The following is a 15,072-nucleotide window of genomic DNA, read 5'->3' on the forward strand; positions in this document are numbered from 1 at the left end:
CCTCGCCCCCGGCAGGGCTCTCATGCCCGGCACCGCTCCACGAAGCGCCGGGCCACCCCCGGCTCCGCCGCCCAGTGCGTGTGCAGATAGCTCGCGTGCACACCTCCCTGCACGAAGCCCTCCACCCGCCGCTCCGGCTGGAGCAGACCCCAGGCGGGCGTCGCGCCGGCACCGGGCTCCAGCACCGTCCGGTGGAACTCGTGCCCGCGCAGCCGGGTGCCCGCCGCCGCCAGCACGCTGTCGGCGACCGCGACCGCCTGCCGGTAGCCGAGCGTCAGCCGCTCCGACATCCGGGCCGAGGCGTCCAGCACCCCGCACATGGGCCGCCCGTCCAGCTCACGGGCCAGGTAGAGCAGCCCCGCGCACTCCGCCGCCACCGGGGCGCCCGACAGGGCCAGTTCGGTCACCGCCCGGCGCAGCGGCTCGTTCGCCGACAGCTCCGGCCCGTAGACCTCGGGGAAGCCGCCGCCGATGACCAGCCCCGCCGTGCCCGACGGCAGCTTCTCGTCGTGCAGCGGATCGAAGACCGCCACCTCCGCGCCCGCCGCCGTCAGCAGCTCCGCGTGCTCCGCGTAGGCGAAGGTGAACGCCGCTCCGCCCGCCACGGCCACCACCGGCCGGCTCCCCTCCTGGGCGTACGCCTCCGGCTCCCACGCCTCGTCGGGGAGCGCGGGCGCCGAACGGGCCAGCGCCAGCAGGGCGTCCAGGTCGCAGCCCTCCCGCACCCGCTCACCCATCGCCCGTACGGCGTCGAGGGCGTCGGCCTGCCGCTCGGCGACGGGGACGAGCCCCAGATGGCGCGAGGGGGTCGCCACCTGCGGTGCCCTGCGCAGCACCCCGAGCACCGGCAGCCCGGACTCGTCGAGCGCCTCCCGCAGCAGCGCCTCGTGGCGGTCGGAGGCCACCTTGTTCAGGATCACCCCGCCGATCCGCACCTCCGGGTCCCAGGAGGCGAAGCCGTGCACGAGGGCCGCGACCGAACGCGACTGCGAGGACGCGTCCACCACCAGCACCACGGGAGCCCGCAGCAGCTTGGACACCTGGGCCGTCGAGGCGAGTTCGCCCTGCCCCGACGCCCCGTCGTACAGCCCCATCACGCCTTCGACGACGGCCAGGTCGCAGCCGCCCGCGCCGTGCGTGAACAGCGGGGCGATCAGCTCGGGCCCGCACATGTACGCGTCGAGGTTGCGCCCCGGCCGGCCGGTGGCCAGCGCGTGGTAGCCGGGGTCGATGTAGTCGGGCCCCACCTTGTGCGGGGACACCGCGAGACCGCGCCCCGCGAAGGCCGCCATCAGGCCCGTGGCGACCGTCGTCTTGCCGCTGCCCGAGGCGGGCGCCGCGACGACCAGACGAGGAACACTCACCACTCGATGCCTCTCTGGCCCTTCTGGCCCGCGTCCATCGGGTGCTTGACCTTCGACATGTCGGTCACCAGGTCGGCGGCGTCGATGAGCTTCTGCGGGGCGTTCCGGCCGGTGATCACCACGTGCTGCGTGCCCGGACGGTTCCGCATCACCTCGACGACCTCGTCGGTGTCGATCCAGCCCCAGTGCATCGGGTAGGCGAACTCGTCGAGCACGTACAGCTTGTACGTCTCGGCGGCGAGGTCACGCTTGACCTGCTCCCACCCCTCGCGGGCCTTCTCCTCGTTGTCGAGCTGGTTATCCCTCTGGACCCACGACCAGCCCTCGCCCATCTTGTGCCAGTCGACGCTGCCGCCCTCGCCGCTCGCGCCCAGCACCTTCAGCGCGTTCTCCTCGCCGACCTTCCACTTCGCCGACTTCACGAACTGGAACACCCCGATCGGCCAGCCCTGGTTCCAGGCGCGCAGCGCCAGCCCGAAGGCCGCGGTCGACTTGCCCTTCCCGATGCCCGTGTGGACGAACAGCAGCGGGCGGTTGCGCCGCTGACGTGTCGTCAGTCCGTCGTCCGGTACCGATACCGGCTGTCCCTGGGGCATCAAGCGGCCCTTCCCGTAGCAGTGATGTCCTTGACCAGCCCGGCGATCGAGTCGGCGCGCAGCTCGTCGAGCGTGACCGCGCTGCCTCCCAGATCCCGGGCGAGCTGTGCGGCGAGCCCGAGGCGTACGAACCCCGACTCGCAGTCCACGACGACGGACGCCGTGCCCTCGGAGGCGTGCAGCCGCCCGGCCCGCGCCGCCAGCGCCACCGGGTCCACGCCGCCGGTCGCCCGGCCGTCCGTCACCACGACGAGGAGCGCCCGCCGCGACGGGTCACGCAGCCGCTCCACCCGCAGCACGTCATGCGCCTTGAGCAGCCCGGCGGCCAGCGGGGTGCGCCCGCCGGTCGGCAGCGTCTCCAGCCGTGCGGCGGCCGCGTCCACCGACGAGGTGGGCGGCAGCGCCACCTCGGCCTCCTTGCCCCGGAAGGTGACCAGACCGACCTTGTCCCGGCGCTGGTAGGCGTCCAGCAGCAGCGACATCACCGCGCCCTTGACGGCGCTCATCCGCTGCCGGGCCGCCATCGACCCGGAGGCGTCCACGACGAACAGCACCAGATTGCCCTCGCGGCCCTCCCGCGTCGCCTGCCGCAGATCGTCACGCCGTACGACCAGGCCCCGCCCCGAACGGCCGCGTGCCCGCTGGTGCGGCGCCGCCGCCTGCACGGTCGCCGCCAGGTGCAGCTTCGTCAGCGCGCCCTCGGGCCGCCGCGAGCCGGTGGTCCGGCCGTGCTCGGTGCGCGCCCTGGACCGCCGCCCCGCCGCGCCCTCACCGAGACCGGGCACACTGAGCATCTTCGTACGGAACGGCTCGCCGGCCCGCACGGGCTGCTGCTCACCGCCGCCCGGCGCGGGCGCGTCGCCGGCTCCGGTCTCCTCCGGGCCCTTCTCCGGGCCCGGCGCGTCGACGCCGCCGTCGTCGGGGCCTCCCGTGTCCGTGCCGTCGTCGTCGTTCCCCGGGCCGCCGCCCTGCGGGGGCACCCCGCCGCCCGGGCCGTCGGGGTCCGGATCGTCGTCGCCCCCGTCGTCCGCCGCGTCCGCGGCTTCGTCGAGGGCCTCGTCCAGCTTGTCCTCGTCCAGCCCGGGCGCGTCGAACGGGTTGCGGCGGCGCCGGTGGGGGAGCGCCAGGAGCGCCGCCTGCCGCACGTCCTCCTCGGCGACCTCCTCGCGCCCCGCCCACGCCGCCAGCGCCGTCGCGGTGCGCGCCATGACGATGTCCGCGCGCATCCCGTCGACCTCGAACGCCGCGCAGGTGGCCGCGATCTGCCGCAACACGCCGTCGCCGAGCACCACACGGGGGAGGAGGGCGCGCGCGGCGACGATCCGCTCGCGCAGCGCCGCCTCCTCGTCCGCCCACCGCGCGGCGAAGCCGGCCGGGTCGTCGTCGTAGGCGAGCCTGCGCCGTACGACCTCGACGCGCAGGTCCGTCTCGCGCGAGGCGGCCACCTCGACGGTCAGCCCGAAGCGGTCCAGCAACTGGGGGCGCAATTCGCCCTCCTCGGGATTCATGGTCCCGACCAGCAGGAAGCGTGCCGCGTGCCGTACGGAGACGCCCTCCCGCTCCACGTACGAGGCACCCATGGCCGCCGCGTCGAGCAGCAGGTCCACCAGGTGGTCGTGGAGGAGGTTGACCTCGTCGACGTAGAGGATCCCTCGATGCGCGTCGGCGAGGAGCCCCGGCTCGAAGGCCTTCACGCCCTCCGAGAGCGCCCGTTCGATGTCGAGGGCGCCGACCAGCCGGTCCTCCGACGCGCCGACGGGAAGCTCCACGGTCCGCGCGGGACGCGACACGCCCGTACCCGCCTCGTGGGGGCCGTCAGGACACGCCGGATCGGGAGCGGCCGGGGCGCACGAGAAGCGGCACCCCGCCACGACCTCGACCTCCGGCATGAGCGCCGCGAGCGCCCGTACGGCGGTGGACTTGGCGGTGCCCTTCTCGCCGCGGACCAGTACCCCGCCGACGGCGGGACTCACCGCGTTGAGCAGGAGCCCGAGCCGCAGGTCGTCCTGCCCCACGATGGCGGTGAAGGGATACGGCGTACTCACAGGGCCTCCTCGTTCGCAGAAACATCGGCAGTACCGGGCAACACATCAGGTCTGTCCGGGGCGGCGCCCCGGTCACGGGAAGGGGCGGGCCGGGGAGAAGGCGCCTCCGGCGCGGGCGGCGCTCCCGGCGGGACGAACGGCAGCCCCGACGGCGCACCGCTCTCGATCAGCCGCCACAGCGCGTCCGTGTCCGCGTGTTCCTCGATCAGATCCCCCAGCCGGTCGAGCTGTTCCTCCCGCAGCGCCCCGAAGCTGGTGTCCGGCGCCGGGACGAACCGCCGCCCCGCCGCCCGCGCGACCTCGCCCAGGAACGCCCGCCGGAACGCGTCGCTCTCCAGCGACCCGTGCCAGTGCGTGCCCCAGACCGCCCCCACCCGGCACCCGTCGAGGAACGGCTCCCCGCCACCCACCTCGGCGACCCCGTGATGGATCTCGTACCCCTCCACCGGCTGCCCGAGCGCCGATCCGACGGGCCGCCCCAGGACCTTCTCCAGGCCGAAGCGCACCCGCACCGGCAGCAGTCCGAGTCCCCCGACGACCCCGGCCCGCGACTCCACGTCGTCCTCGATACGCTCGCCCAGCACCTGGAACCCGCCGCAGATCCCCAGCACCGGGCGCCCCTCGGCGGCCCGCCGCCGCAGCGCGTCGGCGAGTCCCCGCTCGCGCAGCCACGCCAGCGCCTTCACGGTGCCCCGCGTCCCCGGCACGATCACCAGGTCCGCGTCGACGAGCTCCTCCGCCCGGTCCACGAACCGCACGACGACACCCGGCTCGGCCGCCAGCGCGTCCACATCGGTGAAGTTCGACATCAGCGGCACCGCGCACACCGCGACCCGCAGCACGTCCTCGCCGTGCGGCGGCGCCACCACCGACTCCCGTACGGCGCCGCGCATCGACACGCGCAGCCCGTCCTCCTCGTCGATGCCCAGCCCGTGGGCGTACGGCAGCACCCCGTACGTCCGCCGCCCCGTGAGCCCCAGCAGCATGTCGAGACCGGGCTCCAGCAGCGACACGTCACCGCGGAACTTGTTGACCAGGTATCCGGCGACCAGCGACTGGTCCTCCGGGCTCAGCAGCGCCGTCGTGCCGAAGAACGAGGCGAACACCCCGCCCCGGTCGATGTCGCCGACCACCAGCACGGGGAAGCGCGCGGCCCGCGCGATGCCCATGTTCACGATGTCGGTCCGCCGCAGATTGATCTCGGCGGGGCTGCCCGCCCCCTCGCAGATCACCGCGTCGTACGTGGACCGCAGCTGCTCCAGACAGTCCGTGACCGTGCCCAGCAGGGCCTCCTGGCGCCCTCCGTGGTAGCCGCGCGCACTCATCTCGCCGACCGGCTTCCCCATCAGGACGACCTGGCTGGAGCGGTCACCGCCCGGCTTGAGCAGCACCGGGTTCATCAGCGCCGAGGGCTCCACCCGGGCGGCCTGCGCCTGCATCGCCTGGGCGCGCCCGATCTCCGCGCCCTCCCGGGTGACGAACGAGTTCAGCGACATGTTCTGCGCCTTGAACGGCGCGACCTTCACCCCCCGGCGCACCAGCCACCGGCAGATCCCCGCCGTGACGACGCTCTTGCCCGCGTCCGAGGTGGTCCCCGCGACCAGCAGCCCGCCGCTCATGCCGTTCTCCGTCCCCTGGCCAGCCGCCCCACCGCGCAGACGGCGAGGGCCAGCACACTCACCCGGCGCGACAGCCGCACCGCACGTTCGATGTCCGTCACCCGCACGTCCCGGCCCGCCTCGCCGTTGAGCACGGGCCGGTGCTCGACCCGCCCGCCGTACGCGAGGGTGCCGCCGAGCCGTACGCCGAGCGCTCCCGCGAACGAGGCCTCCACCGGGCCCGCGTTGGGGCTCGGATGCCGGCCCGCGTCGGCCCGCCAGGCCCGGACGGCCGCGCGGGGGCGCCCCCCGGCGGCAACGGCCAGCAGGGCGGTGAGCCGGGCGCCCGGCCAGCCGGCGACGTCGTCGAGCCGGGCCGACGCCCAGCCGTAGCGCCGGTGGCGGGGCGACTTGTGCCCGACCATGGCGTCCAGGGTGTTGACGGCCCGGAAGCCGACCAGCCCCGGCACCCCGCCGAGCGCACCCCACACCAGGGCGCCCACGACGGCGTCGGAGGTGTTCTCGGCGACGGACTCCACCACGGCGCGGGCGATCTGCCGCGCGTCCAGCGACTGCGGGTCACGGCCGCACAGATGCGGCAGGCGTTCCCGGGCCAGCTCCACGTCCCCGGCGGCCAGCGCCCCGCCGATGGCGCGGGCCTCGCGGCCCAGCGAGGTGCCGCCGACGACGGACCAGGTGGCGGCGGCGGTCAGCGCCACGGCGGCGGCGGGACGGTTCCGTACGGCACGGGCCGCCAGCGCGGCGGCGGCCGTGGCGCCCCCCGCGCAGACGAGGGTGTGCAGGGCACCCCGGCCGCGGTGGTCGCGCCACAGCCGGCTCTCGACGGCCGCCGCCGCGCGCCCGAAGGCGGCGACGGGGTGCCCGCGCCGGGGATCACCCAGCAGCAGGTCGCCGATCAGGCCGGCGGCGGCGCCGTACGCGAAGATGCGGTCGGCTCGCACGGGTCAGCCGGCCGTCGTGCCTCGAAGGGGCTCGGTGACAGGTGGTGCGGCGACCGACGCGGGGCAGCCCGGCATGGCGTATGTCCTCACTCAGGGTCCGCGCCCTGGTTCGACGTGACCGGCGACGAGAGTCTCCTGGCTCCCGGATCCGCAGTTCCTCCGGCCTTCCAGTCCGCGGTGGCGGACCGTGACTTCCGTGTGGAGGCTGCTCCCCGGTGACAGTGGCGGGACCGCGCCGGATTCGCACCGGCTTCCTCTCCTGTCGCCGTAAATGGCTCCGGCAGTCCACCACGCCCCGCGAACGCCCGTCAACCTGCCGTTGACCTGCGGGCCTTCAGTGTGCTGAGACGCACACCGGCCGGACACACACGGGGTGTGTCCGGCCGGTGAGGGTGCCCGAGGGGCGTCAGGCGACGATCAGATAGATCCCGTACGCGACCGCCGCCGCGCACAGCGCGAAGCAGGCGTACGCGCCGGTGCGCGCGAGGGCGGTGGAACCGCCGCCCCGCGCCGACGGCGTCTGCTTGGCGAGGCCGGTGACACCAAGGGTGAAGAGGCCGACCAGCGCGACGGTCACCACGAGGCTGACGCCGAAGACGGAGGCGAGAGCTGCCCAGTCGATTTTCATGCGGACGCTTCCTTACACCGTGGCCGGGTCGGCCGGGGTTCCGGCCGGCTGGGCCGGGGCCGAGATGGTGGTCTTGAGCTCAGGTACGACGGCACCGGCGGGCGGCGGGCTGACCGCCGAGATCGCGGTGGTGACGACACCCGCGGGCTCGGTGCCCGCGTTCACGTTGGTGTGGTCGACCGGCTTGCGGCGCGACAGCAGCCAGATGGCGCCCGAGCCCGCGACGAGCAGGACGGCGACCACGCCGACGCCCCAGGGGCCCTGCTTGGTCAGGAACTCGGCGCCCGCGCCCACCAGCCCGGCGGCCGGGAGGGTCAGGCCCCAGGCGACGAACATCCGGGTGGCGGTGGACCAGCGGACCACGCCCCCCTTGCGTCCGAGGCCCGCGCCCATGACGGCGCCGGAGCAGGACTGGGTGGTGGAGAGCGAGAAGCCGAGGTGCGAGGAGGCCAGGATGACCGTGGCCGCGCTGGTCTGGGCCGCGAAGCCCTGCGGCGGACGCAGGTCGGTGAGGCCGCTGCCCATGGTGCGGATGATGCGCCAGCCGCCGAGGTAGGTGCCCATCGCGATCGCGATACCGGCGGAGGCGATGACCCAGACCGGAGGGTTGGACCCGGGGGAGAGGACTCCGCCGGTGACCAGGGCCAGGGTGATGATGCCCATGGTCTTCTGCGCGTCGTTGGTGCCGTGGGCGAGCGAGACGAGCCCGGCCGAGGCGATCTGGCCGGCGCGGTAGCCCTTGGCGGTCGACTTCAGCTGCGCCTCGTCGGTGATCTTCCGGTTGAGGCGGTACGTCAGCTTCGTGGCCAGGAGGGCGGCGACACCGGCGACGACCGGCGCGGCGATGGCCGGCAGCAGGACCTTGGTGACGACGGTGCCGCCGTTGATCGAGGACCAGCCGGCCGACATGACCGCGGCGCCGATGAGGCCGCCGAACAGTGCGTGGGAGGAACTGGAGGGGAGGCCGACCAGCCAGGTCAGCAGATTCCACAGGATCGCGCCGACGAGCGCGGCGAAGATGACCTCGGTTCTGAGGCCGTTCTCATTGATGATCCCGCCGGAGATCGTCTTGGCGACCTCCACCGACAGGAACGCGCCGACGAGGTTGAGAACGGCGGACATGGCCACCGCTGTCTTGGGCTTGAGTGCGCCGGTCGAGATGGTGGTGGCCATCGCGTTGGCGGTGTCGTGGAAACCGTTCGTGAAATCGAACACGAGAGCTGTCACGATCACGATCGCAAGCAGCAGCGTGATGTGTTCCATTTACCCAGGCAATCGTTCGACGTCATTGGCACGGGGAACGTAAGCAACCAGGGTGAACGGAAGATGAACTGGGCAGGGCGGCACGGTGACCCCAACCGCGTACGAGGGTTCCGCTTGTGTGCGGGATGCGTGGCCCGGGCGCCCGCGCACCCGGGCCGGGCCCCGGAACACCCCTCACCCCGTGCCCGCCGCGTCCCTCCGAGGAGACATGGGTCACCCGGCCCGCCGGCCCCCGACCCTAGGATCCCCGCATGAGTGACGTGCGTACGGACGCGATCGAACAGGCATGGGACGGTGTCGTCGCGACCCTCCGGCGGACCGCCGCGGAGGGCCTGGTCGTCGGCACCTCGGGCAACGTCTCGGCCCGGGTCGGCGGGATCGTCCTGGTCACCCCCAGCGGCGTGCCCTACGACCGGCTCGGCCCCGGGGACGCCGTCGGCGTCGACCTCGAAGGCCGCCAGATCCTCGGCGACCTGGTCCCCACCAGCGAACTCCCGCTCCACCTGGCCGTCTACCGGGGCAGCGACGCGGGGGCCGTCGTCCACACCCACGCCGTGCACGCGACGGCCGTCTCCACCCTCGTCGACGAGGTGCCGCTCGTCCACTACGCCGCCGCCCTGCTCGGCGGCCCCGTCCGCACCGCCGGCTACGCCCGCTACGGGACCCGGGAACTCGCCGACGGCATGCTGGCCGCTCTGCGCGACCGCACGGGGTGCCTGCTGAGGAACCACGGCACCGTCACCTACGGGGACACCCTCGACCAGGCCTACGACCGCACCGCCCAGCTCGAATGGATGTGCAGGCTCTGGCTCACCGCGAGCTCCGTACCCGGCCTCCGGCCGAGCCTCCTCACCCAGGCCCAGCTCGACGACGTGCGGGAGGCGCTGAAGGGGTACGGCCAGCCCGGCTGAGCCGCGCCGCCGCACCGTACGGCCGCCGCCCACTGGCATCCGGAGCCTTCGCCCAGGACACTGGAGCCGTGCGCCCGGCAACAGCGGCGGCAGTGGCCGCCACATCGATCCTCGGCGTCGGCGCGGCAGCGGTCGCCGCCGGCCGCTACGCCAGCGACGCCGCCCTCGGGGCGCCCTCGCCACGGCCCTTCCCGGCGGACCGCCGCCTCACCGTGCACGCCACCGCGGCCGGGCAGATCACTCTGACCCGCTCCTTCTCCGCGCTGCGCCCCGGCACGTACGGGCTGGCCGGCCGGGGTGTGCACGCGGTGGTCGGACCGGTGATCGAGCAGCTCCCCGGCCACTCCGTCATCTCGCCCGACACCGTCGTACGCCGGCTCGAACGCGTGACCCTCGGAAGCCTGAAACCGGGCACCCGGGTCCGCCTCACCCCCGAGCTCCACCGCGGCGACCCGCTGGCCGCCCTCGGACTCGCGTACAAGGAGGTCGAGGTCCCCGGCGAACTCGGCGCCCTGCCGGCCTGGTTCGTGCCCGCCGCCCGCGAGACCTGGGTGATCACGGTGCACGGCCTCGGCACCACCAGGGACCACCCCATGAACGTGATGGGGTTCCTGAACGCCCAGCAGTTCCCCGTGCTCGACCTGGCCTACCGCGGCGACCCGGACGCCCCGCGCTCCCCGGACGGCCTCTCCCACCTCGGCGAGTCCGAATGGCGCGACCTCGACGCCGCCATCCGCTACGCCGTGCGCTACGGCGCGGAGAACGTCATCCTGTACGGCTGGTCCTCCGGCGCCTCGATGGCCCTGCACGCCGCCGTCAACTCCGCCCTCCGCGACCGCATCAGCGGCCTCGTCCTCGACTCCCCGGTCCTGGACTGGAGGGCCACGCTGCGCGCCCTCGCCTCGGCCCGTGGCGTCCCCTCCGCGCTGCTGCCCCTCGCCGTCCGGGCCGCCCAGGGACAGACCGGGCTGCACGGCGCCCCGCTGCTGGACACCTCGGTGCCCACCGCCCTGCACGTCCCCACGCTCGTCGTCCACGGCCCCGACGACACCCTGGCCCCCTGGAGGCAGTCCCAGGAGCTCGCCGCCCGCCGCCCCGACCTGGTGACACTGCACCCCGTACCGCTGGCTCCGCATGCGGCGATGTGGAACGCCGACCCGGCCGGTTACGAAGAGGCGCTGAGGCGCTTCCTCACGCCCCTGATGTGAGCTGATGGTCCGGAACCGCCCGGTTGGTGACCCGTCCCGGAAGCCCCCCGAACCCCGGTGACACGGCTTCCGTTTGGGCTTTCGGCCCGTCAGAGGCAAGACTGCTCCTCGTGACGTCCCGTACCCCGCGCGACTCCAGGCTGCGACTTGTCCGCCCGCGACCCCAGGCGACCGCCCGCAAGGCCGTGACGACCCGGCGCACCAGGCCGGCCCCACGCCCACCCGAGGGCACACCGCCCCCGGCGGAACTGGCACGCCAGGCCAGGGCCGTGCTGGCCGACGCCGTACGGATCGCCCACTGGGCCGCGGACGACACCCGCGCCGGCTCCGCCCCGCTCGCCGCCCAGGCCCTGGAGCGGGCCGCCGCCGCCCTCGAACTCTCCCCGGCCCAGGTCCGCACCGGCTGGGACCGGGCCAGGCTGGCCGGACTCATCGAGCTGCACGGGGAAACCGCCCGCCCCGGCTGGCGGCTGAGGGCCTGGGACCGCGACGACTCCGCCGTGCTCCGCGGCTGGGTGGCGCTCTTCGACGCCTGGTCGCTGGTCCACGCCTCGCCCGAGGGCATCGAGGCCACCGCCGTGGCCGAAGCCGTCGAGGCCGTGCCCCAGGTGCTCTCCCTCCTCCAGCTCTCGGCCGGCGCCGTCACCGTGCCCGCGCTCCTCGACCTGCTGGGCCAGCGGGTCGCCGAGCTCCACGAGGAGCGGTGCGAGGTGCCGTACGGGCCGCAGCAGGAACCCGTGCCCGCCGGCGAAGGGTCCGCCGAGCTGAACGCGCTGCTGCTCGACTGGGCCCTGGAAGGCCTTGCCTCGGTCGGCGCCCTCACCCTCGGCGCCGGTCACGCCACCCTCACCCCCCTCGGCAACTGGGCGGTCTGGGTCAAGCTGGAGCAGATCTGCGTCGCCGCGCAGAGCCCGGCCGGCAACATCGAGCAGTCCGCGGCCGACATGCTGCTCGGCTGCGCACGGCTCACCCCCGGGCCGGCCCGCGCCGAATACCGGGCCTGGCTCGCCGCGCGGCCCGTCGGCAGCGCCGTCGCCGAACTGCTGGCCGTCGCCCGCGGCGAGGACGCCCTGCTGCGCGGCCTGGCCTTCGAGGCGCTGCGCGTCGTCGGCGCCCCCGCCGAGCCCGTCGTACGCTCCGTCGTCACCGAGGCGCCGCTGCGCCCCTACGCACTGCTCTGGCTCGCCGAGTACGAGGGGACCGACCCGGACGACGCCCAGGACGTCCTCAGCCGGGAGGAGGCCACCTGGCTCTGGGTCGACACGGCCGCGGCCGTCGCCGACCACGGCGAGACCGGGCTCCTGGTCCGCCATCTCGACTCCGCCGTCCAGGGCACGGTCCCCGCGCTCCTGGAGGAGGTACGGGCCGTCGGGCACCCCAGAACCGTCCAGGTGCTGGTCGCCCTCGCCGCCGCGCACCCCGACCCGGCCCTCGCCAAAGCCGTCCGCCGTGCCGCCTTCCAGGTGCACACCGGCGGGGTGTGACCGCGCGGCGCGCACGGCCCCGGGGGCGGGGCCGGCCCGTGGATCAGGCGGCCCCCGGGGCGTACGTCCCGAAGCTCCAGACGTTGCCCTCCGCGTCCCGGGCCATGTAGTCCCGGGAGCCGTAGCTCTGGTCCGTGGGCGGCATCAGGATCTCCACCCCGTGCTCCACGGCCCGCGCGTGGTGGGCGTCCACGTCGTCGACCACCACGTACACCCCGGCGGGCCCGGCGCCGGCCATCGCTTCGGCGAAGACACCCCCGCGGCCCTTGGAACCGAGCATCACCCGGCCGTTGCCGCAGGACAGCTCGGCGTGGAGCACGCTGCCGTCCTCGCCCTCGTACACCGCCTCCTCGGTGAACCCCAGGGCCCGGGTCAGCACTCCGATCGCGGCCTTCGCGTCGTCGTACAGAAGCGTCGGGAAGATCGTGGGAACCCCGGCCGTGCCTGCCATCAAGCTCACCTCTCCAGCTCTTGGACGTGATCGCGATGTGATCTCCGTCTCAGTCTTCCACCGGCCACTGACAACGTCAGCCGGGCGTTCCGGCGGGCCGGGCCCCCGCCGCGCGATCCCGTGGTGAACCACGGCACAACTCCCGCCCCCGTACGCGACGTACCGCGGTGACGGGCCGGGAGCGTGCGGGAAAGCAGGTGGACACCGCCAGTAGACTGGGTCCATGGCAATTCTCCTTGTGCATTAGGCGGCGTCGAGTCGTGAGCCCGCTGTCCCTCCGCCGTCCATACCGCCCTGGAGTATTTCCGTGATCACCGCCTCCGGCATCGAGCTGCGCGCCGGCGCCCGCATCCTCATCGAGTCCGCCTCCTTCCGTATCGCCAAGGGCGACCGCATCGGCCTGGTCGGCCGCAACGGCGCGGGCAAGACCACCCTCACCAAGTGCCTCGCGGGTGAGGGGACGCCGGCCGGCGGCACCATCACCAACAGCGGCGAGGTCGGCTACCTCCCGCAGGACCCGCGCACCGGCGACCTCGACGTCCTGGCCCGCGACCGCATCCTCTCGGCCCGCGGGCTCGACGAGATCCTGCGCAGGATGCGGGAGAACGAGGAGCGGATGGCGAACGGCAAGGGCGCCACCCGCGAGAAGGCGATGAAGAAGTACGAGCGCCTGGAGACGGAGTTCCTCACCAAGGGCGGGTACGCCGCCGAGGCCGAGGCCGCCACCATCGCCGCCGCGCTCAGCCTGCCCGACCGGGTGCTCGGCCAGCCCCTGCACACCCTCTCCGGCGGTCAGCGCCGCCGTGTCGAGCTCGCCCGCATCCTGTTCTCCGACGCCGACACCCTGCTGCTCGACGAGCCCACCAACCACCTCGACGCGGACTCGATCGTCTGGCTGCGCGACTACCTCAAGACCTACCGCGGCGGCTTCATCGTGATCTCCCACGACGTCGAGCTCGTCGAGACCGTCGTCAACAAGGTCTTCTACCTCGACGCCAACCGCGCGCAGATCGACATCTACAACATGGGCTGGAAGCTCTACCAGCAGCAGCGCGAGGCCGACGAGAAGCGCCGCAAGCGCGAGCGCCAGAACGCCGAGAAGAAGGCCGCGTCCCTGAACTCCCAGGCCGACAAGATGCGCGCCAAGGCGACCAAGACCGTCGCCGCGCAGAACATGGCCAAGCGGGCCGAGCGCCTGCTCTCGGGGCTGGAGGCGGTGCGGGTCTCCGACAAGGTGGCCAAGCTGCGCTTCCCCGAGCCGTCCCCGTGCGGCAAGACCCCGCTGATGGCCGAGGGGCTCTCCAAGTCCTACGGATCGCTGGAGATCTTCACCGACGTCGACCTCGCGATCGACAAGGGCTCGCGGGTCGTCATCCTCGGCCTCAACGGCGCCGGCAAGACCACGCTGCTGCGGCTCCTCGGCGGCGCCGAGAAGCCCGACACCGGTCAGATCATCGAGGGCCACGGCCTCAAGCTCGGCTACTACGCCCAGGAGCACGAGACCCTGGACCCCGAGCGCACCGTCCTGGAGAACATGCGCTCCGCGGCGCCCGACCTCGACCTCGTCGAGGTCCGCAAGACCCTCGGTTCCTTCCTCTTCTCCGGTGACGACGTGGACAAGCCCGCCGGGGTGCTCTCCGGTGGTGAGAAGACCCGGCTCGCCCTGGCGACGCTCGTCGTCTCCTCCGCCAACGTGCTGCTGCTCGACGAGCCGACGAACAACCTCGACCCGGCCAGCCGCGAGGAGATCCTCGGGGCCCTGCGCACCTACAAGGGCGCCGTCGTCCTGGTCACCCACGACGAGGGAGCCGTTGAGGCGCTCCAGCCGGAGCGGATCATCCTGCTGCCCGACGGGGTCGAGGACCTCTGGGGCGCGGACTATCGCGACCTGGTCGCCCTCGCCTGATCCCGCGGGGCTCCCAGGGCCCCGGATCCGGTGCGGAGCCCGGTGATCCAACGCGTCTGGATCATTCGGCCCATCGGTGATCCATCATCTGGGTGAGCGGGTCTCGTACCCCGGCGCGGCGCCCGGCAGATAGCTGCCGGGCGCACTCATTTCCGGCCACTCCACCCCGTACGGCCCTGACCTGGCCGTTTTTCCCGGAGCCCGTCCCGCAGGGCCCCGAAGCCCCTAGGAATGCCCGATTCCGATTGCGTCCGGCCGCTTCCGGACGCGGAATCCTGTCGTACGGACCTTGCCGAATGGGTGGCCAGGAAGCCCAGGAGGGGTGATCATGAGAGTCCAGAGCGCACTTCCTTGAGGAGGCACGGGTGGCCGAGACTCTGAAGAAGGGCAGCCGGGTGACCGGCGCCGCGCGCGACAAGCTCGCGGCAGACCTGAAGAAGAAGTACGACTCCGGTGCGAGCATCCGGGCGCTGGCCGAGGAAACGGGCCGCTCCTACGGATTCGTCCACCGGATGCTCAGCGAGTCCGGAGTCACGCTGCGGGGACGCGGCGGAGCGACTCGAGGCAAGAAGGCCGCTTCGGCCTGACGGCGGGCGGCGGTCAGGAGCCGGTCACGGCCGGCTCCCGGGCTCACCGGAACACCGGGTGGCCACCCG

General features: G+C 73.6%; 13 protein-coding genes and 1 riboswitch. Of the genes, 5 read left to right on the forward strand and 8 right to left on the reverse strand.

Annotated elements, in window-relative coordinates:
- Positions 1 to 20: 20 nt before the first annotated feature.
- From ACZ607_RS04770 to ACZ607_RS04800, 7 genes are all read right to left on the reverse strand, one after another.
- Entirely contained in the window at positions 21 to 1,367 is a 1,347-nt protein-coding gene (locus ACZ607_RS04770) for a cobyrinate a,c-diamide synthase (RefSeq protein WP_469731690.1), read from the reverse strand.
- Complete coding sequence (gene cobO / locus ACZ607_RS04775; RefSeq protein ID WP_469731692.1) at positions 1,361 to 1,960, reverse strand: cob(I)yrinic acid a,c-diamide adenosyltransferase; 600 nt, start codon at positions 1,958 to 1,960, stop codon at positions 1,361 to 1,363. The genes ACZ607_RS04770 and cobO overlap by 7 nt, the downstream gene beginning before the upstream one ends.
- Complete coding sequence (locus ACZ607_RS04780; RefSeq protein ID WP_469731694.1) at positions 1,960 to 4,005, reverse strand: putative cobaltochelatase; 2,046 nt, start codon at positions 4,003 to 4,005, stop codon at positions 1,960 to 1,962. Before ACZ607_RS04780 ends, cobO begins: the two co-directional genes overlap by 1 nt.
- A complete protein-coding gene (locus ACZ607_RS04785; protein ID WP_469731696.1) occupies positions 4,002 to 5,624 on the reverse strand; it encodes a cobyric acid synthase in 1,623 nt (540 codons plus the stop codon). Before ACZ607_RS04785 ends, ACZ607_RS04780 begins: the two co-directional genes overlap by 4 nt.
- Positions 5,621 to 6,565 carry a cobalamin biosynthesis protein gene (locus ACZ607_RS04790; protein WP_469731698.1) on the reverse strand — a complete coding sequence of 315 codons (945 nt, stop codon included), beginning with the start codon at positions 6,563 to 6,565 and terminating at the stop codon, positions 5,621 to 5,623. The genes ACZ607_RS04785 and ACZ607_RS04790 overlap by 4 nt, the downstream gene beginning before the upstream one ends.
- A 128-nt stretch (positions 6,566 to 6,693) precedes the next feature.
- Positions 6,694 to 6,822, reverse strand: a riboswitch (cobalamin riboswitch).
- A 149-nt stretch (positions 6,823 to 6,971) separates the two neighbouring features.
- Complete coding sequence (locus tag ACZ607_RS04795) at positions 6,972 to 7,193, reverse strand: hypothetical protein (RefSeq protein ID WP_469731700.1); 222 nt, start codon at positions 7,191 to 7,193, stop codon at positions 6,972 to 6,974.
- A 12-nt stretch (positions 7,194 to 7,205) separates the two neighbouring features.
- Positions 7,206 to 8,456, reverse strand: coding sequence for an inorganic phosphate transporter (locus ACZ607_RS04800; protein ID WP_469731702.1), 1,251 nt, complete (start codon positions 8,454 to 8,456; stop codon positions 7,206 to 7,208).
- 251 nt (positions 8,457 to 8,707) lie between these two features.
- On the opposite strand from ACZ607_RS04800, the gene ACZ607_RS04805 reads away from it, so the two are divergent.
- From ACZ607_RS04805 to ACZ607_RS04815, 3 genes are all read left to right on the forward strand, one after another.
- Positions 8,708 to 9,367 carry a class II aldolase/adducin family protein gene (locus tag ACZ607_RS04805; protein WP_469731704.1) on the forward strand — a complete coding sequence of 220 codons (660 nt, stop codon included), beginning with the start codon at positions 8,708 to 8,710 and terminating at the stop codon, positions 9,365 to 9,367.
- Between the two features lie 68 nt (positions 9,368 to 9,435).
- Positions 9,436 to 10,575 carry an alpha/beta hydrolase family protein gene (locus tag ACZ607_RS04810; RefSeq protein ID WP_469731706.1) on the forward strand — a complete coding sequence of 380 codons (1,140 nt, stop codon included), beginning with the start codon at positions 9,436 to 9,438 and terminating at the stop codon, positions 10,573 to 10,575.
- A gap of 185 nt (positions 10,576 to 10,760) precedes the next feature.
- Positions 10,761 to 12,059, forward strand: coding sequence for a hypothetical protein (locus tag ACZ607_RS04815; RefSeq protein ID WP_469731871.1), 1,299 nt, complete (start codon positions 10,761 to 10,763; stop codon positions 12,057 to 12,059).
- Positions 12,060 to 12,102: 43 nt separating this feature from the next.
- Here ACZ607_RS04815 and ACZ607_RS04820 read toward each other — a convergent pair whose 3' ends face one another.
- Positions 12,103 to 12,510, reverse strand: a complete 408-nt coding sequence (locus tag ACZ607_RS04820) for a VOC family protein (RefSeq protein ID WP_469731708.1) — start codon at positions 12,508 to 12,510, stop codon at positions 12,103 to 12,105.
- Between the two features lie 307 nt (positions 12,511 to 12,817).
- Here ACZ607_RS04820 and ACZ607_RS04825 point away from each other — a divergent pair, with 307 nt between their 5' ends.
- Together ACZ607_RS04825 and ACZ607_RS04830 are read left to right on the forward strand one after the other, a co-directional pair.
- On the forward strand, positions 12,818 to 14,416 hold the full coding sequence (locus ACZ607_RS04825) for an ABC-F family ATP-binding cassette domain-containing protein (protein ID WP_469731710.1): 1,599 nt from the start codon (positions 12,818 to 12,820) through the stop codon (positions 14,414 to 14,416).
- Positions 14,417 to 14,781: 365 nt separating this feature from the next.
- Positions 14,782 to 15,003 carry a helix-turn-helix domain-containing protein gene (locus ACZ607_RS04830; protein ID WP_006123601.1) on the forward strand — a complete coding sequence of 74 codons (222 nt, stop codon included), beginning with the start codon at positions 14,782 to 14,784 and terminating at the stop codon, positions 15,001 to 15,003.
- Positions 15,004 to 15,072 lie beyond the last annotated feature (69 nt).

Source organism: Streptomyces sp. NPDC104381, from assembly GCF_055583745.1.

What these genes read in the sequence shown, in the direction of transcription:
- ACZ607_RS04785 (WP_469731696.1), bottom strand. Translation starts at nt 5,624, where the DNA reads ATGAGCGGCGGGCTGCTGGTCGCGGGGACCACCTCGGACGCGGGCAAG.
- cobO (WP_469731692.1), bottom strand. Translation starts at nt 1,960, where the DNA reads ATGCCCCAGGGACAGCCGGTATCGGTACCGGACGACGGACTGACGACA.
- ACZ607_RS04800 (WP_469731702.1), bottom strand. Translation starts at nt 8,456, where the DNA reads ATGGAACACATCACGCTGCTGCTTGCGATCGTGATCGTGACAGCTCTC.
- ACZ607_RS04795 (WP_469731700.1), bottom strand. Translation starts at nt 7,193, where the DNA reads ATGAAAATCGACTGGGCAGCTCTCGCCTCCGTCTTCGGCGTCAGCCTC.
- ACZ607_RS04820 (WP_469731708.1), bottom strand. Translation starts at nt 12,510, where the DNA reads ATGGCAGGCACGGCCGGGGTTCCCACGATCTTCCCGACGCTTCTGTAC.
- ACZ607_RS04805 (WP_469731704.1), top strand. Translation starts at nt 8,708, where the DNA reads ATGAGTGACGTGCGTACGGACGCGATCGAACAGGCATGGGACGGTGTC.